This is a genomic window from Paenibacillus sp. FSL K6-1230 (genome assembly GCF_038002385.1).
GTDB classification, from domain to species: domain Bacteria; phylum Bacillota; class Bacilli; order Paenibacillales; family Paenibacillaceae; genus Paenibacillus; species Paenibacillus massiliensis.
On the sequence record NZ_JBBOCK010000001.1, the window covers coordinates 1,011,888 to 1,033,046 of the forward strand.

General features: G+C 49.3%; 15 protein-coding genes, 1 CRISPR repeat array and 1 riboswitch. Of the genes, 11 read left to right on the forward strand and 4 right to left on the reverse strand.

Translation table 11 applies throughout. From position 1 onward, the window contains the following. Positions 1 to 92 precede the first annotated feature (92 nt). The gene (locus MKX74_RS04400) at positions 93 to 1,511 is read left to right on the forward strand and encodes a transcriptional regulator (RefSeq protein WP_341177613.1); all 1,419 of its coding nucleotides are present in this window, start codon (positions 93 to 95) and stop codon (positions 1,509 to 1,511) included. Between the two features lie 257 nt (positions 1,512 to 1,768). Beyond that, positions 1,769 to 2,068: direct repeats of the CRISPR family, unit length 32 nt; unit sequence ATTTCAATCCACGCACTCAAGTAGAGTGCGAC. 221 nt (positions 2,069 to 2,289) lie between these two features. Here the strand turns inward: MKX74_RS04400 and MKX74_RS04405 are convergent. Beyond that, on the reverse strand, positions 2,290 to 3,591 hold the full coding sequence (locus MKX74_RS04405; RefSeq protein WP_341177614.1) for an amino acid permease: 1,302 nt from the start codon (positions 3,589 to 3,591) through the stop codon (positions 2,290 to 2,292). A 113-nt stretch (positions 3,592 to 3,704) separates the two neighbouring features. Between MKX74_RS04405 and MKX74_RS04410 the strand changes: the two genes are divergently transcribed. The 4 genes from MKX74_RS04410 (at position 3,705) to MKX74_RS04425 (ending at position 9,217) form a co-directional block, all read left to right on the forward strand. Continuing rightward, positions 3,705 to 4,634, forward strand: a complete 930-nt coding sequence (locus MKX74_RS04410) for a LysR family transcriptional regulator (RefSeq protein ID WP_341180512.1) — start codon at positions 3,705 to 3,707, stop codon at positions 4,632 to 4,634. 201 nt (positions 4,635 to 4,835) lie between these two features. After that, complete coding sequence (locus tag MKX74_RS04415) at positions 4,836 to 5,945, forward strand: threonine aldolase family protein (protein ID WP_341177615.1); 1,110 nt, start codon at positions 4,836 to 4,838, stop codon at positions 5,943 to 5,945. A 482-nt stretch (positions 5,946 to 6,427) separates the two neighbouring features. Continuing rightward, a riboswitch (cyclic di-AMP (ydaO/yuaA leader) is annotated at positions 6,428 to 6,611 on the forward strand. Between the two features lie 205 nt (positions 6,612 to 6,816). Further along, positions 6,817 to 7,431: a hypothetical protein gene (locus tag MKX74_RS04420; RefSeq protein ID WP_051421185.1), complete on the forward strand. Its 615-nt coding sequence runs from the start codon at positions 6,817 to 6,819 to the stop codon at positions 7,429 to 7,431. Positions 7,432 to 7,825: 394 nt separating this feature from the next. Then, positions 7,826 to 9,217, forward strand: a complete 1,392-nt coding sequence (locus MKX74_RS04425) for a discoidin domain-containing protein (protein WP_341177616.1) — start codon at positions 7,826 to 7,828, stop codon at positions 9,215 to 9,217. A 324-nt stretch (positions 9,218 to 9,541) separates the two neighbouring features. Here MKX74_RS04425 and MKX74_RS04430 read toward each other — a convergent pair whose 3' ends face one another. After that, positions 9,542 to 11,152, reverse strand: coding sequence for an Ig-like domain-containing protein (locus MKX74_RS04430; RefSeq protein WP_341177617.1), 1,611 nt, complete (start codon positions 11,150 to 11,152; stop codon positions 9,542 to 9,544). Positions 11,153 to 11,457: 305 nt separating this feature from the next. On the opposite strand from MKX74_RS04430, the gene MKX74_RS04435 reads away from it, so the two are divergent. The 4 genes from MKX74_RS04435 to MKX74_RS04450 all read left to right on the forward strand — a co-directional run bounded on the left by MKX74_RS04435 (position 11,458) and on the right by MKX74_RS04450 (position 16,869). After that, positions 11,458 to 12,789 carry a DUF1963 domain-containing protein gene (locus MKX74_RS04435; protein ID WP_341177618.1) on the forward strand — a complete coding sequence of 444 codons (1,332 nt, stop codon included), beginning with the start codon at positions 11,458 to 11,460 and terminating at the stop codon, positions 12,787 to 12,789. Positions 12,790 to 13,067: 278 nt separating this feature from the next. Further along, positions 13,068 to 13,811, forward strand: coding sequence for a hypothetical protein (locus MKX74_RS04440; RefSeq protein WP_018885202.1), 744 nt, complete (start codon positions 13,068 to 13,070; stop codon positions 13,809 to 13,811). Between the two features lie 12 nt (positions 13,812 to 13,823). Continuing rightward, positions 13,824 to 15,515: a vWA domain-containing protein gene (locus tag MKX74_RS04445; RefSeq protein WP_018885201.1), complete on the forward strand. Its 1,692-nt coding sequence runs from the start codon at positions 13,824 to 13,826 to the stop codon at positions 15,513 to 15,515. A gap of 211 nt (positions 15,516 to 15,726) precedes the next feature. Further along, entirely contained in the window at positions 15,727 to 16,869 is a 1,143-nt protein-coding gene (locus tag MKX74_RS04450; protein ID WP_018885200.1) for a toxic anion resistance protein, read from the forward strand. A gap of 262 nt (positions 16,870 to 17,131) precedes the next feature. On the opposite strand, the gene MKX74_RS04455 is transcribed toward MKX74_RS04450, so the two are convergent. Together MKX74_RS04455 and MKX74_RS04460 are read right to left on the reverse strand one after the other, a co-directional pair. Then, a complete protein-coding gene (locus MKX74_RS04455; RefSeq protein ID WP_341177619.1) occupies positions 17,132 to 17,917 on the reverse strand; it encodes a nucleotidyltransferase domain-containing protein in 786 nt (261 codons plus the stop codon). 243 nt (positions 17,918 to 18,160) lie between these two features. After that, a complete protein-coding gene (locus tag MKX74_RS04460) occupies positions 18,161 to 19,144 on the reverse strand; it encodes a sugar-binding transcriptional regulator (protein WP_154659033.1) in 984 nt (327 codons plus the stop codon). Between the two features lie 333 nt (positions 19,145 to 19,477). Here MKX74_RS04460 and MKX74_RS04465 point away from each other — a divergent pair, with 333 nt between their 5' ends. Both MKX74_RS04465 and MKX74_RS04470 read left to right on the forward strand, forming a co-directional pair. Further along, on the forward strand, positions 19,478 to 20,212 hold the full coding sequence (locus MKX74_RS04465; protein ID WP_018885197.1) for an MBL fold metallo-hydrolase: 735 nt from the start codon (positions 19,478 to 19,480) through the stop codon (positions 20,210 to 20,212). A 21-nt stretch (positions 20,213 to 20,233) separates the two neighbouring features. Continuing rightward, positions 20,234 to 21,121, forward strand: a complete 888-nt coding sequence (locus MKX74_RS04470) for an HAD family hydrolase (protein WP_341177620.1) — start codon at positions 20,234 to 20,236, stop codon at positions 21,119 to 21,121. The last annotated feature ends 38 nt before the right edge of the window (positions 21,122 to 21,159 follow it).

Below are 21,159 nucleotides of genomic sequence, written 5' to 3' on the forward strand. Positions count from 1 at the left end.
TGAATAGTTAAGAAATCTTGCAGCGTACTTACGACTACATAGCATAATTAGCACTGTTAAGTTTCGAGTTGACGTTGAAAGGGTGGTTTTTGATGCAAATCACACCTACGATTCGGACAGAAATTCAGGATTATTTACACAAGCTTAGCCTGAACATGAGTCAATTTGCTTCAATAGCAGGGCTGAATGCAGGGACGATCAGTGGGATGCTGATGAGCAATCGCATCATGTCTGTACATCAGTTAGATTGTGTTACGAGGGCCATGGAGAAGCCTGAGGATTACTTTTACAGTCGATATATACAGGAATCGTTGCTTGAGGCATCCGTCGATTGGCGAAGGGCCAGAGTATTCCTACAGCGCTGCATGGAGCTCAATCGACTGGATTGCATAGCCCAAGTGGCGAATGTGCTCATGGAGAATGTAACCTACTATGCTGGACTGGTGTTTGAGCTGGCAGAGGAGTTTTTTGCGCAAGAGCATTATGCTGCAGCGAGGATTCTATATGAGAATGTCGCTCTTAGCGAGAAACACCAGCACTCAGAACGACTTGCAGTGTGCCAGTACAGGCTGTTCAAGATTCGTATTGGTGATGATCAGGCCCAGAACCTAAGAGCTGCTACATTATTTGAACCTTATGTGGAGCGGCTGGATGAAATTGATCAACTCGATGCACTAAAAGATTTGGCTAACGTGTACCGTTCTTTGCGTGAGTGGGATCAGGTTGAAGAAGTAGCAGGCAGAATGAAGGGAAAAGCGAAAATCCAGTATTCAATAAAGCATCAACAGATCAGTAAACATGAGGATTCTTTTGAAAAGTTGAGTCGTCCTCTATTCGTATATATCACCTATGCTGACCTGCTATGTGCAAGCGTGTGTGAAGCCAGAGAGGATTACCAACAAGCGCTACAATATACAGATGCTTATGCCAATTTAGACTGGGTCAAAGAGACGGATGAGGATACTGTTCATTGGATGAACTTGTTCCAGCATTGGGCGGAAGGAAATACTTACGTAAATAAACTTTTGTCAGGGGATGTGAGCGTACTTCAAGACTATGTTCAGTATATAGATACAACAAATATAACGAATACCGAGTTGGTCACCAAATTGTTAAATGTATTGATCGCAGCTAACCGATACGAAGTTGATGTAGATCACATACTTCGGCGTTTTGACACGGTAATCAATTCACTTATTGAGCAGGAGAGCGCGTTAAACGAAATCTATGCTAAGCAAGTAATCCCAGAGCAGTTTGTACGATTTGGATATGAATTGGCCTACTACTATTTATATCGCTCTATGTATAGTTATGGCTATAAATATTTGATGTATGCTATGTCAAAGTCACATATTATTAATAATAAGACTTACTTTTTAAACTGCATGGGTTTATTCTTACACTTTCAGGAGCATGCGCTTCCTGAGATTAAAGATGGCTTTCTAAATCTCGTAGAAAAGGTGTGGTTAAACAATGATGAAAAGATTGATAACACTATCCATCGTAGCTAGTATTTTATTTATGTTCACTTTGCCCATTCAATCACCCGGGCCAATTCAAGTTCGGGATCAAATTGGAGGAGCTTAACCCTCTTAATTAGGTGTTGCTCCAGTGTGCAGATAAGGTAGAGATGAATAGCTTGGTTTAAAAGAGCAGATTATTCTGCTCTTTTTTTCGTGCAAGAAGTAGATATTGTTGTTGCCATGTGGAATCAATAAAGTCTTATATGCCGAAGGTGAAGGATTCTGCAGTTGAAAAAGGGGCTAAAATTTCAATCCACGCACTCATATAGAGTGCGACTCCCAGCTCAACCGCACTGCTTAGCTTGCATGATAATTTCAATCCACGCACTCATATAGAGTGCGACCTTTTCTTTCAGTGTGCAAAGCCAACGATATGTGAATTTCAATCCACGCACTCAAGTAGAGTGCGACTCCCGTAGCAGCCATGCTTTTTTAATTAGATTTTTATTTCAATCCACGCACTCAAGTAGAGTGCGACAGGTAACTGTGATGAGTTTTGGAGTGACGATCAAGATTTCAATCCACGCACTCAAGTAGAGTGCGACAGCGGAAAACATCGTAAATACGCTGTATCCAGCCCCTATATTACCGTACATCCGTTCAAATGGAAATCTTCCCCGGCTTTAAAAATAGATTTTGTATACAATTTATCCACATTCGACTTCGGTTCGACAAAATCTGAGGTGCGAATCTCCCGGGGAAATTATGTGAGCTTGGCATTCGCACCTCATCATTCCGCCTTACTGTCTTCCACTCCGTTACTCGGCTACACTCGCCGGGTCTGTGCACCTTTTTCCTCAACTATGATGGATTTTCGTCCTCGCAGCCAGCGAATAAGTACGAACACTAGCAGCACGACTCCCGGGTACAGCATGGCCCAGCCTGTGAAAGGGAACACGACAGCTGTGGCTACGAAGGAGATACCGCTAATCCATTGGCCGAAGCGATTGCCCTTCAGGAGACGGACCCCTGCAGCACAGCCGCCCAGATAGGTCAGGATAAAGGAGGCATTCGGTAGCTGAATCAAGGTCGTTAGCGACACGAGTCCACTGCCATACAGGAACATGACCAGGATGAAGCAGAGGCTCAGGAAGCCCAGCGCTCCTATCGGTGTAAGATATTTGCTGGACAGCTTGCCCATCCAGCCAGGGGCCGCTCCTTGTCTGGCCAGGGCATAGGCGACTCTGGAGGACGCGCCGACGTAGGCAATGATCGTAGCCATGCAGATGAACAAGCCCGTAGCCCCGGTCAGCACAGCTCCGTATATGCCAAGCGGCTGGCTGATGATCCAGATCAGGGAAGCATCTGAGCCTGCAATGATATAGCTATTAGTAGCTACTGTAGCCAGTGCTGTCATGAAATACAGGACACCTACGAGCAGCGCGGCGATGGTCACTCCGCGAATGGCAGCACGCTGTGGGTCCTTGAATTCCTCAGACAGATGGGACACAGCCTCCCAGCCGATGAAGCACCAGAACAGCAGCGCTCCAGCCTGACCGACACTGGTCCAGCCATGAGGCGCGAAGGGAGTCAAATGCTCCACGGACATATAGGGTATCGCTGCTATGAAGGTGAACAGCAGTACGGCCGTAATAGACAGGACGACGGCCACCTGAATGCGTCCGGCCAGCTTCATGCCGATCCAGTTGATCAGCAGCGCGACCACGATGGTGATAGCGGCAATGGTGATACGCGCCCTCTCGCCAAGCCCGAGGGCGGCGGTCAGGTAGCCAGCACCAGTCAAGGCGGCTACAGGTGCGCCAATCGGCACGGACATCAGGAAGAACCAGCCGATCAATGCCCCGGCCCGTTCACCGAAAGCTAGCGTTACATAATGGGATACGCCCCCGGCATTGGGGTATTTGGCGGAGAGCAGCCCCATACTGAGAGCCATCGGTAGAATCAGCACAATCATCAGCCCCCAGGCTGCCAATGAGGCAGGACCAGCCACCTCGGCGGCAAGCCCAGGTACGAGCAGGATGCCGGAGCCCAGCACCGCACTGATATACAGGGCAATCGCCTGCGGCATTCCGATGGTCTTGTGCAGTAGCTTGGATTGGGATGTCATTAGCGTTATTCCTCTCTTGCTTTTTTTATCAGCGTAACAGACAATATACCCATCTGAAAAACGGAAGTTTTGAATGTTTTCCATTCGAAAAACCGATGGAAGGACTGATCAGCATCGAATCCCGACATTTATTCACCTTTCTGGTCGTTGTCGAGACGGGCAGCTTTACCAAGGCCGCATTGAAGCTGGATTATGCACAATCTAGTATTACCTCGCAGATTCAGGCTCTGGAAAATGAGCTGGGGAAGCCCCTTTTTGACCGTATTGGTCGTACAATTCGTCTAACTACAGCAGGAGAGCGATTGCTTCCGTATGCACAGGAAATCTACCGCATGCACGCCATGGCAGAGAATGCTCTCAGTACGGACGTGGAGACGAGTGGAACGATTCGTATCGGTGCGCCCGAGTCTCTGGCTGCTTTTCGTCTACCCTCGATTATTCGAGAATACCGGGAGCGGTATCCGCAGGTGCGCATCATTTTGAAGCCAGGGTTATGCTGGGAGATGCTGTCCCTCCTTCGAGCAGGTGACCTGGACGTAGCCTTTATCCTCCAGCCAGAGGCAGAGGAGAGGGATCTGCATATTGAGACGCTGATACAGGAGAACATGGCGCTTATCGCTGCTCCGAATCATCCACTCGCGGGTTCTCTAATGGTGGAGCCCGGACAGCTGAAGGAAGAGAGTATTCTGTTCACCGAGTCAGGCTGCTCCTACCGGACTTTATTTGAGAGGCATCTGCATCAATCCGGAATCGTACCCGATCCGAGTCTTGAGTTCTGGAGCATCGAGGCTATCAAGCAATGCGTAGCGAATGGATTAGGCTTGTCCTTCCTCCCCTACATCACCGTCCACAAGGAAATACAGGATGGCAAGCTGGTGCGCTTGAACTGGAACGATGATGGGCAAAGGGTGGCTACTCAGCTGGTATACCATACGAAGAAGTGGCAGTCCCAGGCTATGCTAGCCTTCCTTGAGACGGTGAGGCAGCATGCACCACGGTGGCGCGAGGAGCAGGCGGGACTGGCACAAGTGACGAATCTATAAGACAGACAGCCTGTGGTTACCTAGAGTGACTTAGAGTGACCTAGAGTAACTTAGAATGACCTAAAGTGACCTAAAGTGACCTAAAGTCACTTGAAGTGACCTTGAAGTGACCTGAAGTCACCAAAAGTCACTCCGCGGGCTGACCCGCATGATTTCTTCATGAAAAATATTCATTATGGCATTCGAAGGAGTGTATTCAGTATGGCGGAATTGTCCTCGTTAAGAGAAGCCTATCGTCAGGCGCCTTACCCGCTCGGCGGCCATCATGACCGGAAGCTTCGTGTACTTACCGAAGCGTTGGAACAACTGGACCCTGAGCTGGATAGCGATATGTATGGCAAAGGAGAGATTATTGAGAATTTCGAGCACCGTCTTGCACAACTGACCGGGAAGGAAGCGGCGGTGTTCTTTCCCAGTGGGACAATGGCGCAGCAGATTGCCCTGCGCATATGGTGTGACCGGGTCAGCCTCAAGCGGGTGGCTTATCATCCACTGTGCCATCTGGAGATTCATGAGGAGGATGGACTGAAGGAGCTACATCATATTGAGCCTATTTTGCTGGCTGACGAGCATCGTCTGATTACGTTGGAGGATGTGCAGGCACTGGATACGCCCGTGTCCTGTCTGCTGCTGGAGCTGCCCCAGCGTGAAATTGGCGGTCAGCTTCCCTCCTATGAGGAACTGGTGGCGATTGCGGATTACTGCCGTGGTCAGGGCATCCGACTGCATCTGGATGGAGCCAGGCTGCTGGAGGTAACACCTTACTATGGAAGAACTGTGGCAGAGCTGTGCGGCTTATTTGATAGTGTATACATTTCCTTCTATAAAGGAGTCGGCAGTGTTGCTGGTGCAATTCTAACCGGCAGTGCTGACTTCATAGACGAATCCAAGCGCTGGAAGAGGAGGTACGGTGGAGACCTGATCAGCCTGTATCCTTACATTCTGAGCGCAGACTATTACCTGACACAGCGCATAGGCAAAATGGAGCACTATTATCTTAAGGCGAAGGAAGCCGCAGCTCAGTTCAATGCCTGTCACGCCACGCGCACGCTACCCGAGGTGCCAGTATCGAACATGTTCCACGTTCACTTCGAGGTGTCGCAGCAAGAGCTGGAGCCGATTCTGATAGCCGTCATGGAGCAGTCTGGTATAGGCTTCACTCCATATCTGCATGCGACAGGTGAGAATAGCTGCTACTACGAGCTGAGTCTAGGCGATCGTTACGCCGATATTCCTAAAGATCGCTTGCACGAGGGCTTCCGTCTGCTGGATCAGGCTCTAAGAGAGCTCAGGGAAGAGCTAGGTAAGTAGCTAGGTAAGTAGCTAGGTAAGTAGCTAGGTAAGTAACTAGGCAATAACTAGTATCTTGACCGTATACGTTTTTGAATTTGAATGATCTTGTAGAGAGCGTGGTTAGCGGAAAACGGGGAAGCCCTAGAGAAACGGAGTGCCCATCTTTAAGCTTGCTGTTCATCAGCTTTTCAATTTCGTTCGAAAGAACAGCAAGCTTAACAATGGTCGACAGGGCTCCCCGCTTGCAGCGGATCTACACGCATATTGGAGCTAGTCAAGCTTGCTTTGCTGTTCATATCTACGTTGCCGATAGGCCAATGCATGACTTGCTATGCAGCCCCGAATGTCTAGAGATGTAGCAAAATCGAGAGATACAAAGATCATACGCCCTTTGTGCTGGCCTTGCACGGTTTTAGCGTGAAATATCGTTAATTCTGACCGGAATCGAGGTTTACTTTGCACCGCGTTGGGAGTATATTTTAGCTGTTTCCACGAATTGAATACGCAAGCCGCTTAATTTCCGTCATGGAAAGCGGGGGAACCAATCAATGGCTACTTCATTGTCTTAGATCCGGCCATTATGGGGTGAATCCTGAATAGATGCAGTTGGCATCTTGACAGGTAGGGCGACTCTTACCGCCCGAATCCGTCAGCTAACCTCGTAAGCGTATGTAGAGGGGATGAATACAATGTGACCGCCGTTGGAGCCACAGAGGATACCCTTTGTGGTTTTTTGCTGTGCATTTATATGAATCTGAATGCGTGGCTAGAGCGAGTGTTCGTTACAGCTGCAAGGATGAGGACCAGGTCTTTGTCTGTAGTAGTACCGATTGCTTAATCAAGAGGCTAAATATATGGAACGGATTGTACAACGAAGGAGTGCTTAGTAATGAAAATGGAGCGAACAGGACACGGGACGTCGAAGCGGACAGTAGTGCAATCTACTACTACCTTGAATAGAAAGGACACGGGACTGCCCACGGTAACGACGGAAGGCCCCGGCTGTGAACAGAGAAAGGAGGAGGGAGCGGATCATGACGACGGCTACGACTCTGGAAGCTCCTGCACAGGCACCAGCACTAGAGCGATAGATTATGACAAGCTGCAGAAGGAAGGCTACATTGTGGTCTGTGCTCCGACAAGTGAGGGCGAGGAGTTCATTAAGCTGCTGAGATACAGAGGGGAAAAGGTCGCCGGTCTGACCAACAATGCGGAGGAGAAGACCCGACTGGAGCGCCTTGGTGTCGAGCATACAATCATCGTGAACACCAGACATGAGCAAACATGGGTAGTTCCCTCTTTCCCGGTCAAAAAGCTGTATATCTTCGAGCGTAGCCTGACACAGTGCTCACGGTATATTCAAATTTGCCGTTCATGGACGTGTGGGCCGCTAATAGTTATTACAGATTCCAGGCATTCCCGGCTCATGTACAAGAGTCTGGGTGCTGATGACGTTCTCTATTGCCACCGGGCTGATGCGATCCTGCATACGGAGACGATGTAGCCACTTATGGCTCACTGCTACTACCTTGCCCGAAATCTGACCCTGTTGAGCGTGGATAACAGCAGTCGACAGGGCTCCCCGCTTGTAGCGGCTCTATACTCACATTCTATAAATTTTCACAAGGAAATATAAATAATCTATTCCAAAATTTGAGATTTAATGTAAAATGAAAGAAGCTATGCTAGAGCATGGCTTCTTTTTTAAGTGTATTGCAGCGATGATGCCTATGGTTTTACTTTCTGCCCCCAGAGAGAATGTTGTCGGCATTATCGTCTGCATACGCTTCTGTTGCTCGGATGATACATAATGAGAATTTTAGTAGGAAGAGACAGCTAGAAAGGATGATCCGACGTAGAGCTAGCATTTTACCAAAATCTGAGTGGAGGGATTAGTAGTGAGAATAAGAAAGAAAGCTTGTCTGGCTGTACTATCAACCAGTCTGCTGTTGACGGGAATGGCTCTCGATGCCGGTACTGCAGCAGCTGAGGAGAACATGCAGGTGTCTGCCTCTCGAGAGGCTTCGATTGGAGACGCTTCGCTGCAAGCGGCATTGGATAGCATGCCCACGGCGCTGCGGCCTTCGATTGAGTGGGTGTATACGAATCGGATGCTGGTGGAGGATTCCGTAAGCCGTAAAAATCTGATCTTCGATCAGATCTATGCAGGCAAGGGGACCTTGAATTACGTGGTCCGCTGGCAGTCAAGCAAGAACCTGACACGCGAGCAGCGTCAGAACATGGCGAGTATGATGGAGCGGCAGATTAACAATTGGACCAAGCATCTGGAGGGCTACGATGGCTGGCCATATGGACATATACCAGTCAAGATTGTAGGCTGGGCCGTAGCTGACTCCAGACAAATTCTGGACAGGCAGCCTGATGAGATCGTCTACACGGATACGATTCGGGACGACCTGAGTCAATCCGATCCTCGTATTCCGGCACAGCTGCCAGTAGCGCCAAGAGAATTGTCGCGCTTTGAGAACTTCCACAATTCGGGATACGTCTATCCAGGTGGTCTGGACAAGCGCTTCGACATGTATTTGTGGGGGACAGCGAACTTCGGCGGGGGGGCCGGAGGAGACTGGGGACAGCGAATGTCCGATGATTACATCCTGAGCAATCTTCGTGCCCAGGAATCCGAGATTATCGAGCATGAGATTGGACACGGCTTTGGCTTGCCTGACTTCTACCAGGCGCATGAGCGTCCACCAGGAGGATTCCCGGTACCAACGATCATGTGGGCAGGTAATTCCAGAACTATAACGAATTGGGACGTTTGGATGCTACGCTACACCTGGAGTCAATTGAAGCAGGATCAAGCCCGCTTCCCGACGGCGCCAGTCACTAATCAACCAGCGAATCTGGCAGGACAAGCCAGTGTATCTTCTTCTTATACATCGCCGTGGGAGAATGTACAGGCTTTGAATGACGGCGATGAACCGACTCATTCCAATGATCGCTCCAGTCTGGTGTATGGTAACTGGCCAGAGACAGGGACGCAATGGGTCCAGTATGATTTTGACCGGGAATATACCTTCTCACAGAGCGAAGTGTACTGGTTCAAGGATGGTGGAGGTATTGATGTACCGAGTGCCTATACGATTCAATATTGGAATGGATCAGATTGGGTTGAGGTACCGCGTCCTAACGGCTACGGCCTTCAGGTCGATACGTACAATCGTACTTCCTTTAATGCGATCAGCACGCGTGCACTGCGTCTTGTGATCGAAGCGAAGGCTCCGGCTTCAACAGGAATTCTGGAGTGGAAGGTCATTGGGGAGTAATGCTAATTGCTTAGAGCAGACGTTAGGCTGATCATGGGATCAATGTTAACTAAGTCTTAATCACGAAGGTGCATTCTAGTAATCATCGTACTCTCTCTTTTAACAGATAATCGGATATAAAAACATGTAGAGACCGTCTTCTTGGTAAAGGATGGAGTAGTCCATCCCATGAATCAAGAGGCGGTCTTTGTTTGTGAAGCTAAAAAGCCATCCCTCCAGTCAATGACTTCAGGGACGGCTTTTTGGTAGTGCCAGATCAGTCTGCGAGGCAGACAGTCTGTTAATTATTTTACAGCAATGCTGCCTAATTCACAGTAATTTCGCCTAATTTACGGTAATGTTAATCGTAATGGTCTTCTTATTCCATTTGGCTTTAACGGAAGCCTTGCCCTTGCTGACAGCGGTAATTCTACCGTTATTGACAGTAACAATATTGGGCTTGGAGCTGGTCCACTCCACATTGCTGGTTACCACGTTCTTCTGACCTGTATCATACAAGGCGAAGATGCTGACATTGGTGCTGTTGCCTGGTGCAAGGGTGACCTTGCTATTGCCTGCAACGAGCTTTTTCAGAAGGGGCACAACCCGCACTTCAGTGACTACTTTCATATTCTGATAGGTCCCTGTAAGGGTAGCTTCACCTTGCGCGAGGGTCTTCACCGAACCATTTTTGACAGTGGCTACAGACGGATTGGAGGACACCCAGTTGACTTGCTTGGACAGATTCACCGTCTTACCACTGCTGTAATAGCCAGTTACCTTTAGCGGCTTGGATTTCTTGATATTCAGGTTCGTCACGGCCGGAGTGACCTCCATACGCACGATTTCATCCTCTATGGCAATTGGGACTCTTACAGTCTTGTCGCCATATTTACCCACCAAGGTCACTCGACCAGGAGTTACCCCGCGGATCGAACCATTCTCAAGCACTGCATTACTGCCTGACAAGGTCCATTTAATAGAACTCGTTACATTTTCCTGAGAACCACTAGTACGCGTAATTGTTACTTTTGGTAGGGATTGAGTTTTTCCTTTGGTGAATTTATAAGATTTTGGAGAAGCCACAATTGTTTTAATAGGCTCTTCCACTATGACATCTGACTGGGCTGTGAATCCTTGCCAAGCTGATGTTAGCCTCGTTTCTCCCTTGGCAAGTGCTTTAATAGAACCATCTTTCACAACAGCTACAGAAGAGTTGGAAGATTTCCAAGTCATATTCTTAGATAAATCCACTGTCTTACCAGTGCTGTAATAGCCAGTTACCTTTAGCGGCTTGGATTGCTTGATATTCAGAATCGTCTCGGTCGGAGTTACCTCTATACGCACGATTTCATCCTCTATCGCAATCGGAATCTTAACGGTCTTGCCGCCATAGGTGCCCTCAAGTGTAACTCGTCCAGGTGTGACACCTCGGAATGATCCATTCTCAAGCACAGCGTTGCTGGCAGACATGTTCCATTTCACGGAATTCGTAACATCCTCCTGAGATCCATTCCCGCGAGTAATGGTCACTTTAGGCAGTGTCTGCACGCCCCCTTTTGCAAAACGATAGGATTTAGGGGAGGCTTCAATCTTGTTAATCTTATCTTCCACTTGAATGTGTAATTGGGCTGTGGCACCCTTCTGGCTGGCTGTCAGCGTGGCCTTGCCACTCTTCAACGCCTTGGCCTTGCCTTTGGTCACAGTTACGATGGAGGCATCGCTGGTCGTCCATGTAACGGTCTCAGTCACGTCATGCTTGCTCGTCAATCCTTCGATGTCAGCCATCACTTTAAGCTGTACGGTCTGGGATACGGTGAGCTTCTGGGGATTCTCGTTAACAATCGTCAGGGCAGTGATATCTCCCGAGGCCGCATTCGATGTGGTGGGTAGAAGCACCACTGCAAAAAGGAGAAGAGCTAGCCATCCTTGCAACCTCAATAATGCTCTTGTCATCGAATCTTCCAACTCCTGTTCTTAAATGATATTAATGGCGGATCGCAAAATACAAGAGTAATGATTTACTTATACATCCATAATATCCCGTATTTTAGCGCCTACCTCCATATATCGGCAGTTCACTATGATTCTATTAAGTGTATATTCAGAGTAATTGATGAAATAAAGCTCAAAATTATGGATAATAGAGCCAGAATATCAAGCTGGAGGGACGAAGGATGACTGAGCGTATTCCGTGCAAAAGTGAAGATTGTACCGCAACCATATTGCCAACGACCGCTGCCAAAACAGGGGGCTATTGCATGCCCTGTCATCAAGGGATGGAGCGGAGAAAGTGGGAGGAATATGTAGCCGCGAACCGTCGTACAGTGAATTTGTATGCCGATGTGACGGATGCTGTGGATATTTTGAAGGTGATGTATACAGAGCACCCGCGAGATCCGCTGATAGAATATCTTCCTTATGAGAAGTCCAAGGAAGAGCTCTATGTATCCTTATCTATGGCTGAACAGGAACGAATGCTGGAGTATGCCATGAACCATCTACGTGAAGGCGATCAAGACATCTGCCGTGAGGTGCTGACTTCCTTGGTATGCTACAACGATCTGTCTTTGACAGAATACCTGCCAGAGCTATTGGAGCACGAGGTCTACGATCCGGCTATGCTCTACAAGGATGCTTCCCCCGAGCTGAGGGGGCAACTGATGCAGAGGGTAGAGACGGATGAGGAGAATCGGAACCATCTGCTGATGATGCTGGCGTGGATCGGTGATGAAGTCATTGTGAAGCAGTTTAGGCACTGGAGCGAGCAGGCACCATCATGGTCTGATAGCTTGTATGTACCTGTACAGGACTACGCCAAGACGGCGAATTGGGAGTTAACGGATGCGGGCGAGCGCCGTGATCTATATTATCCGCACAGCTATGCGATAATTGCGAATGTTGAACAGAGCGATGATTTGAGCTACGAGCTTAGATATGATCAGGCTCAAAGCCAGGCCCAAGATGAGACTCAAGCCCAGATTCAAGCTCAGACTCAAGCCCAAATTCGATCTCAGAGTCTATCTCAGGGTCAAGCTCAGACGCAGAAGTCTTTTCGGCTATTAGCCTCTGCCACTGAGAGCTGTCCGTGGTGTGGAGTGCGTCTAACGCATTTGGTGGATATCGAAGCCAGCCATCCAGCTCTGGGTGGAATGCCCTGGAACGGAGCGAGGCTAAAGGTACAGACTTGTATTTTATGCAGCTGCTATACGACCGTCTATATGGACATAACTCCTGATGGGGAGCCGGAATGGAGTGCCAGTAATGAGCGCCCGGATTATTTGCCAGAGCTTCAGCCAGAGGACTTTGACCAGAGCTATCTGGCTGCTGGCCCACGATATCGACTTGCGGAGCAGCCGCGTCCTGCACTGCATGGTAGTGAATGGACACTGGAGCCAACGCTATCACAGCTGGGTGGCCATCCAGCCTGGATTCAGGACGCCTATTATCCTGAGTGTCCATGCTGCTCGAAGAGCATGCGCCATATTGGGCAGGTAGACTGGGCGGCGATTGAGCGTTTGGGAGAGGGCATTTACTATATGTTTGTCTGTGAGGATTGCTGCAAGACGGCAGTGACATTTCAGCAGACTTGACACATGCTGGATCTTTGATGGGGGCGGGAGCGTGAGAGACTCCATCACAAAAAATGACACGTAAGCTATCCCTCCTGCGTATTGCTTACTAACAAATTACTTATGGCTACTGATTTTTGATCCTCTAATATCCAGTGAATTCCACTTTGCAGAAAAGCTTTATAGTACAATGGGAAGATGAATGCATGCTGTAATGCATGCCGTTAGGTAACGTCCTGCAATGCAAATGAGTATATCTGTATGTACTGTGCCTTGGACGTGGGAAGGGAGGAAGCCGGATGAGATTAAGCTCTAATAAATACATAAATCTACTGGGACTCATCCTTGTTGTGGTGTTCTTGAATATACTTTTGTTCATTCCTGGCTGGATTGATCTCGGAGCTAGAACAAGCGCACTCGGAATTGCTTTTACGATCACATGGATACTTGCCAATATTCTGGTGCTGCTGTATGCCAGCTACATGACCTTTTTCAAGCCACCCGCTGTATTGCCTGTCAAGAACATCGAGAAGCATGAGGATTATCTCCAGGCATTGGGCTACTACAAGGGCATCAAGGTGCTGGAGGAGGATGTCACACTCGTCATCTCACAGCTAGAGCGGATGAAGAAGAAGCGGGAGGCTTTCCTGAATGTACTGAATCACCGCTTCGACCCGGGAGAAATGAGCTTCAAGAAGTTTGCTTCGGTCTCCCAGGAGGTCGAGAAGCTGTTATATCTGAACGTCAGAAGCATTCTCAATCGCCTTCACGTGTTCGACAAGGCTGAATATGGCAATATGCTCACGAGCAAACCCAAAGGCCTTACCCCCGAAATGATGCAAAAGAAGAACAAGGTCTACAACGATTATCTAACCTATCTCAAAACCTCCCTGAACACCAATGAAGAAATCCTGCTCAAGCTTGATCAGCTTATGCTCGAAATCTCACGCCTGGATAGCTTCGAGGAGGGGGATATCGAACAGATGCCTTGCATGAAGGAAATTGATCTATTAATCAAGCAGACCAAATTGTACAGAGATTAAGGAGGGTTACGCATGACCAAGCGCAGCAAGTTCTTCCTCGTATCCGGTCTATTATTGGTATTGGTGTTCGGACTGGTGTACACGGGGCTATCATTCTTCAACAGCTTGAGTGGAAAATCAGGTGCGCAGCTCAACATGGAGCAGGCCTCGCGCAAGCTGAACAAAATGTACACCAGCATTGCTCCCACTACCGCAGAGCCCATCAAGGGACAGATTGATCTGGACCCGGTGAATCTGGCAGATTCCTTACCGGATATCTCCAAATTCGAAGTGACTGTTGAGAACACTACGCCGCAGTATGTTGAGATCTTCTCCTCGACCGAGAAATCCGGCACAGGTGTAGATGGCTGGCTTGTTGGCGTAGCCAATGATTTCAACAAGTCCAAGATTATGGTGAACGGGAAGCCTGTATCCGTAAAAATTCGCAATATCGCATCAGGAACAGCAACCGATTACATTAAGTCAGGCAAGTATATCCCTGGTGGATTCACGCCTTCAAGTGAGCTGTGGGGGGAGATGGTCAAGGCCAGCAATGTCAAAACCGAGCTGATTAGCAAGCGTCTCGTAGGTAATGTTCCTGGCATTGTCATCTCCAAAAATAAATATGACAGTCTGAAAAGTACATATGGTGAGGTCAATGTACAGACCGTTATTGAAGCCATTAACAAAAACGAGCTGGCTATGGGCTATACAGACCCGTTCGCGAGCTCGACGGGACTTAATTTTCTCATTACAGCCCTGAAGTCCTTCGATGGTGCCAATCCGCTCGGACCGGAGGCCGTGAAGCGCTTTGAGCAGTTCCAGGCCAATGTACCCTTCACAGCTTCGACTACGCTGCAGATGCGAGGAGCCGCTCAGTCGGGACGTCTGGACGCTTTTGTGCTGGAGTACCAGACCTTCGTGAATACACCCGAACTACAGGGTGGGTACGTGTTCACCCCCTTCGGTGTACGGCATGACAGCCCGCTCTATGCTTTGGGAGAACTGCCACAGCAGAAGCTTGATATTCTTCGCCGATTCAGCGAATTCGTGAAGCAGGAGAAGTATCAGACCTCCGCTCAGAAATCAGGATTCAACGGGAAGTCTGATTATGCTTCTCCTTCTGATCAGGTGGATGGCGGTACGCTACTGGCAGCCCAGAAGGTATGGAAGGAGAAGAAGAACAGCGCTCGGCCGATTGCGGCTGTATTTGTGACAGACGTCTCCGGGAGTATGAACGGGGAGCCCTTGAACAAGCTGAAGAAGTCGCTCATTCAAGGACAGAAGAATTTGGGTGCAGACAACAGCATTGGCCTCGTCTCCTATTCGAGTGCTGTTACGATCCAGTTACCGCTGGCCAAATATGACACTAACCAGCAGTCCATGTTCGCAGGCTCAGTGGAAAGCCTCTCCGCAGGAGGCGGCACAGCAACCTTCGACGGCGTTGTCGTCGGGTTGAAAATGCTGGAGGACTATATAGCTGCTAATCCGAATGTCAAGCCGCTGCTCTTCGTGCTCAGTGATGGGGAGACGAATGAAGGTCACTCCTTGAAGGAGATTAGGGAATTGATTGAGGCTTACAAGGTCCCAATCTATACGATCGGCTACAATGCAGATCTTGATGCCTTGGAGAGTATCTCCAGTATCAATGAGGCTGCAAGCATTAACGCAGATACGGACGATGTTGTCTACAAGATCAGCAATCTATTCAACGTGCAGATGTAGCTGAGCTCTTACATTCGTGCCAGCAGGCGGTGTCATACTCTGTGGTTGTAATTGGAGGCTGAACTGTCATTGTTCATCATCGTTGTATTGTCATCATGCATTATGCATCGTGACTATACAGTTATTATCATCACTACACAGTCATCATTGTGACTGCACCGTACGAGGTTGTGATCGGGAGTGGGCTCATACGTGATAAGGGGGAATTAATATGTCATCATTTTCTATGGAAATCCCAAGTGAACAAGAGATTCAAGCGGTGATTGAAGAAGAGACGAAGCCTGTCCCGGCTGAGGTCGCCGAGCTCCAGGCCGTAGCCAATTCCAATGTAGAGATGATCATGACACTGGATATGGATTCGCTCGATAAGCGCCGGGAGATTATGAAATCCATCGACAGCTTTGGTCTCAATACCATGAGATCCTCCTCGGAGAAAAATGCACTGCTTCAGGTCTCTGTCGGTCATCTCTCCAAGACGGGAGACGAGGGAGGACAGGTGGCGAAGGACTTGGCTGAGCTGCATATCCAGCTCAAGGATCTGGACCCGAGTATCGTTGATTTTGCCAAAAAAGGGCTGCTCGGGAAGCTGTTCAATCCGCTGCGGGCGTATTTCCTGAAGTTCGAACGGGCCGACTCGGTGATCGGGGATATTGTGAACTCACTGAACAAGGGCCGAGCCACACTGAAAAATGACAATACGACCCTGGAGATCGAGCAGCATAATCTGCGTGAGCTGACGAAGAAATTGCACAAGGAAATACAGCTGGGCATGCTGATGGATGAATCCATTGCTACGCAGGTAGAGGCGGCTAAGCTGCGTGATGAGGACCCGGAGAAGATTCGTTTCATCACCGAGGAAGTATTATTCCCTCTCCGGCAGCGCGTGATGGATCTGCAGCAGATGCTGGTGGTGAACCAGCAGGGGATTATGGCTATTGAAGTGGTCATTCGCAATAATAAAGAGCTGATTCGTGGTGTCGATCGTGCCAAGAACGTTACCGTATCCGCCTTGAAGATTGCTGTCACCGTGGCAAGCGCTCTCTACAATCAGAAGATTGTGCTTAAGAAAATTGAGCTGTTGAACCAGACGACCAATGATCTGATTGCCGGCACCTCACGGCTGCTCAAGAATCAGGGGGCGGATATTCAGAAGCAGGCACTGGAGACCAGTATTTCCGTAGATACGATGAAGCAGTCGTTCAGTGATGTGCTTGATGCGCTGGATTCAATCAGTGCCTACAAGCAAGAAGCACTGCCACGCATGCGCCAGACCATTGATCAGTTCCGCGAGCTGGCAGACACGGGTGAGCAGCAGATTAGACGACTGGAGAAGGGGCAGAAGCTGGGGCTGTAGTCTATGTACCCTGGCTAACGGCTACCTGCAAGCCTTTATATTTGTTGTTTTATGCATCTGAACGGCATCAGAAGGAGCCTATTCGATCCCTCAAAGGGATTTCGAATAGGCTTATTTTCTCTAGAAGATCATGATGGATCAGCATGCTGTTCATTAGCTTTTCAAACTTAATCCCAAGTCAGCGAATTGAACCATGCTTGACAGAGCTCCACACCAGCAGCTCTACACTCTGGATTTAATCTGGTCAAGGTACTAGGATGGCTCATGCATCCGCGATCGGGACATGCCCGCTTAGCCAGTTCAGCTCGCTATCCAGCATGAAGCGTACGTGCCAGCCCTTCTCATTTTTGGGCCATGTACGGAATTGATTTACACTCTCAAATAGCTGCTCCACATGCTCTGGGGACTTGGTCTTCAGGACAGTGTCCATTTGCTCAAGTAGACCTTCTGGCTTATCCGCTGCTTCGCCTAGCACTCTCATGAACCATTTATGATAAGGATATACCATTTCATTGTGGGCCAATATCAGTCTTCCTGCGAACAGCACGAACTGCGGGATCGCGTATTCCATCAGGTAGGTCTCGTTACGCTTGGCCCCTTCATAATACAGCCACTTCCAGCCTTCGAATTGAGCATAGAATTTCTCGATCATCTCTTCCTTACGTGCCTTCGGGTATTGGGAGGCTGCTGCGACCAGCTCCGCCAATCCGTCTACCTCACTATAGGTCACGATAGCGTCACGATACGCGAAGCGTGCGGGCTCACTGCCGGATTCTGCGACCTGGCGGATGTAAGAGATGGATGTGTACTTACCGTCTACATATCCCCCTTCATAAGGAGTAGCTTCCTTCTCGTAATAGCTGACATCCCCACTGTCAATTCGAGCACGGAAATCCTCGTCCGACACGACGAGCATCAGATCAATATCGGAGTCCTCCTTGGCATAGCCATGGGCTACCGAGCCCCCAACAATGATTCCAAGCACGTCCTCTCGTGTCTTGAGCTTGTTCGTAATGACTGTAATGGCTTCCTGATGATGCAGATACATCGGTAATACACCCCTCTAATATTCATATAATTAGTCGTAATATCCCAGTTATTTTGGATGAAGCTGGCAAGAAGTTCATTACATTTATTGTAGCGCTTTCATAAATGGCGTCAGCGTCGGAAGGGATGTGAAACCCTAGATCCGGTTTTCCGCTGACTAGCCAGTGCTTGGAGGTCTGTATGATAGTCATTGCTTAGCTTGCTCAGATGTGCCTTCCGCATGGGAGTGAGCCCAATGATTATATTATTTTCGCCGATTGCTCGCTGTGCGAGAAGCCACATACTGCTCGGCTTTGACGATGTGATCGGCAGTGGCCTCATCGGTAATCAACATGTTAATGTAGCGCCCCTTCAGGGCTGCCACGATGCAGTCAATCTTGTGCAGGCCGAAGGCCATGCCTACGACAGTCTTCGTCTGCTTCAGTTGCTCCAGGCCAAGCCCGATGACTTTTTCGTTAATGGGATGCTCACTAATCTCACCACTACGGGTGATGAAGCGTGAGTTAATGTCGGCAACGACATCCAGCGCTTGTAGCTCCATCAGCACCTGCTCATTCAGATAGCCGGATCTCTCCATCGTGGACATGGAATAGGGATTGCCGATCCCGACCAGGGCCAGATCGATATGTTCTCCTTCTTGAAGTACCGATGCGATGTTAGGCAGCTGAACGATCTGCTCCTTCAATTGCTCCGTCTCGACTACCGCAGGGGCATAAAGCGTATCACAAGTAACACCGAGTCTCTTGGACAGCTCATAGGCGATCTGATTGGAATGCATCTCATTGCGTGCGCTACCCGTACCGCCGACCAGAGGAATGAATTTGACGTTCTCTTTCTTCTCCAGCGGGAACTCTCTGACCATATAGTAAAGCGTATTGCCCCATGATACGCCTACCCGGTCACCGTTGCGAATCAGCTTCAGCACGAATTGGGCGGCGGCCTTGCCGACTGCGCTGGACACCAGCTCTTTGTTCAGGTCCTTCGTCGGTACGACCAGCACTTGCTGTAGACCAAAGAGCTGCTCCATATCCTTTTCCAGCTTGGATACCTCATGGTCGTCATCATGGATGACAATCTCGACAATTCCCTCATCTCGCGCTCGCTGCAGCATTTTGGAGATGACCGGTCTGGATACGCCCAGATGGGCAGCAATCTTCTCTTGCGTCCATGCTTCGTAATAGTAGAGTTTGCATACCTTCACCATGTTCTTGCGTTCTTCTATATTCACATATAGTCCGCCTTTTAAGAATTATTCAACTTCCTGATTTATTTCTCAAGTACAACCCCCACTATAAATTGGCTGTCGACAGCGAGTCAAGCTGCCCTCCATTTACCAGCTGACGTTTACGTAAAATTGACAAACGCATGACACAACAATAACAGAGGGTAATTACAATTGTAATCGTTCGGAACAAATGTAAAGGACGAGAACAGATGTCGCGAACAAAATAACAGATGCAATCAGCACACAGGCTTCTCAGTTTCGCCATAGTAGTTGATCGACATATCTTCTATTGGGAGTAGGAGCCATGTAAGGGGAGCAGAAGCAAGAGGTGACAACATGAAGGTGAAGATATTGGGCTATTGGGGCGGATATCCCTCTGCTGGAGGAGCTACTGCCGGATATTTGGTTACAACGGATGAAGGGCACATTCTGCTGGATTGCGGGAGTGGTGTGATGAGCAAGCTTCCTGCCGAGGTGAAGGTAGAGGATTTATCTGGCGTTATTTTATCGCACCTCCACCATGATCATATGGCAGACCTCGGAGTGCTGCAGTATGCGGCGGCTGGCGCTATACGCAATGCCCGGATGCAGCATCGACTGAAGCTCTTTGCACCGAGTGAGCCTGTAAGCATGCACCAGAGTCTCTATGGGGAGCACACGGAGGTGCATACCATTGATCCGTTCGTGAAGATCAGGCTGGCTGGCGCGGAGATTGAATTCGTCCCGGTGGAGCACACCATTATGTGCTACGCCATCCGCATTACCTATGGTGGCAAGGTGCTGGTCTATTCCGGCGATACCTCGTACTGTGATTCATTGATTGAGCTGGCGCGGGACGCGGATATATTCCTGTGCGAGGCTACAATCTGTGAGGGGAGTGTACATACCTCGGGGCAAGGACACATGAATGCGTTACAGGCAGGCACGATCGCAGGTATGGCTAACGTCAAGCAGCTTGTGCTTGTTCATCTGCCGAGTGATGGTAACCTGGAGCTCATGCGTCAGGAAGCAAGGCGGGTATTCCAGGGTCCTGTTGATATCCCGGAGCCACTGCGGATGTACACGATCTAACGAGGAGGAAGGAGACACAGGATGTACAAGTTGTTGGCACTGGATATGGACGGCACACTGCTGAATCCTGACAAAATGATCACACCACATACAATGGCTGCCATACGTAGGCTCATGCAGGAGGAGGTGCTCGTCACCATCGCCTCTGGGCGCTTCCCGGCCTCGGTATGGCTGCATGCGAGAGAGGTAGGCATGAACTTTCCGCTCGTAGCTCTCAATGGTGCAGTAACACTGGACGCCATAACGGGGGAGTTATTGGAGGGAACACCTCTCTTGTCTGAGCAGGTGCTGTCCTTACTGGAGCGGATCGAGGAAGCTGGCGCTTATGTGCACTTCTATGGCTACAATGTGCTGTATGTTCGCGAATTAAATGATATGAATCGGCGCTGGCCGTTGAATAATGTGGTCGTTCGGCCCCAGCGTGAGCTGAATGAAGCCAATTACCGTGATCAGACGATGCTGATTCAGGTAGAGGATGTTGGCGGAGATTTTCGTTCGTTCGTGCAAAATCGTCAACCCGTGCTCTACAAGGCGGCAGTTATCTGCCCGGATCATGCTAGTCGTGAACAGCTCTATGAGGAGCTGGAGCGTCAAGGCTCTTATGAGCTGTCGCGAACCGGAACCCTGCGCTTTGATGTCAACGCCACGGGAGTCACGAAGCGAGGGGCACTGGAGAAATTGTGTGCTCAGCATGATATTAGGCGAGAGCTCGTTGCTGCAGCCGGGGATTATGACAATGATCTGGACATGCTGCAATGGGCAGGACTTGGCATCGCGATGGGGAATGCTGAGCTGCATGTGAAGGAACGAGCTGCAGTCGTTACTGGGACGAACCGTGAAGACGGAGTTGCACAAGCCATTCATGGCTATCTGCTGCACTCCGGGTTAACTGCTGCCTCAGAGAGCTGAGAGAGATAGCGTTTTATTTACTAATACAATGTATTCAC

Coding starts and splice junctions, on each gene's coding strand:
- MKX74_RS04435 (WP_341177618.1), top strand. CDS start 11,458: ATGCCCTGTCATCAAGGGATGGAGCGGAGAAAGTGGGAGGAATATGTA.
- MKX74_RS04430 (WP_341177617.1), bottom strand. CDS start 11,152: ATGACAAGAGCATTATTGAGGTTGCAAGGATGGCTAGCTCTTCTCCTT.
- MKX74_RS04420 (WP_051421185.1), top strand. CDS start 6,817: ATGAAAATGGAGCGAACAGGACACGGGACGTCGAAGCGGACAGTAGTG.
- MKX74_RS04445 (WP_018885201.1), top strand. CDS start 13,824: ATGACCAAGCGCAGCAAGTTCTTCCTCGTATCCGGTCTATTATTGGTA.
- MKX74_RS04465 (WP_018885197.1), top strand. CDS start 19,478: ATGAAGGTGAAGATATTGGGCTATTGGGGCGGATATCCCTCTGCTGGA.
- MKX74_RS04440 (WP_018885202.1), top strand. CDS start 13,068: ATGAGATTAAGCTCTAATAAATACATAAATCTACTGGGACTCATCCTT.
- MKX74_RS04400 (WP_341177613.1), top strand. CDS start 93: ATGCAAATCACACCTACGATTCGGACAGAAATTCAGGATTATTTACAC.
- MKX74_RS04405 (WP_341177614.1), bottom strand. CDS start 3,591: ATGACATCCCAATCCAAGCTACTGCACAAGACCATCGGAATGCCGCAG.
- MKX74_RS04415 (WP_341177615.1), top strand. CDS start 4,836: ATGGCGGAATTGTCCTCGTTAAGAGAAGCCTATCGTCAGGCGCCTTAC.
- MKX74_RS04450 (WP_018885200.1), top strand. CDS start 15,727: ATGTCATCATTTTCTATGGAAATCCCAAGTGAACAAGAGATTCAAGCG.
- MKX74_RS04455 (WP_341177619.1), bottom strand. CDS start 17,917: ATGTATCTGCATCATCAGGAAGCCATTACAGTCATTACGAACAAGCTC.
- MKX74_RS04470 (WP_341177620.1), top strand. CDS start 20,234: ATGTACAAGTTGTTGGCACTGGATATGGACGGCACACTGCTGAATCCT.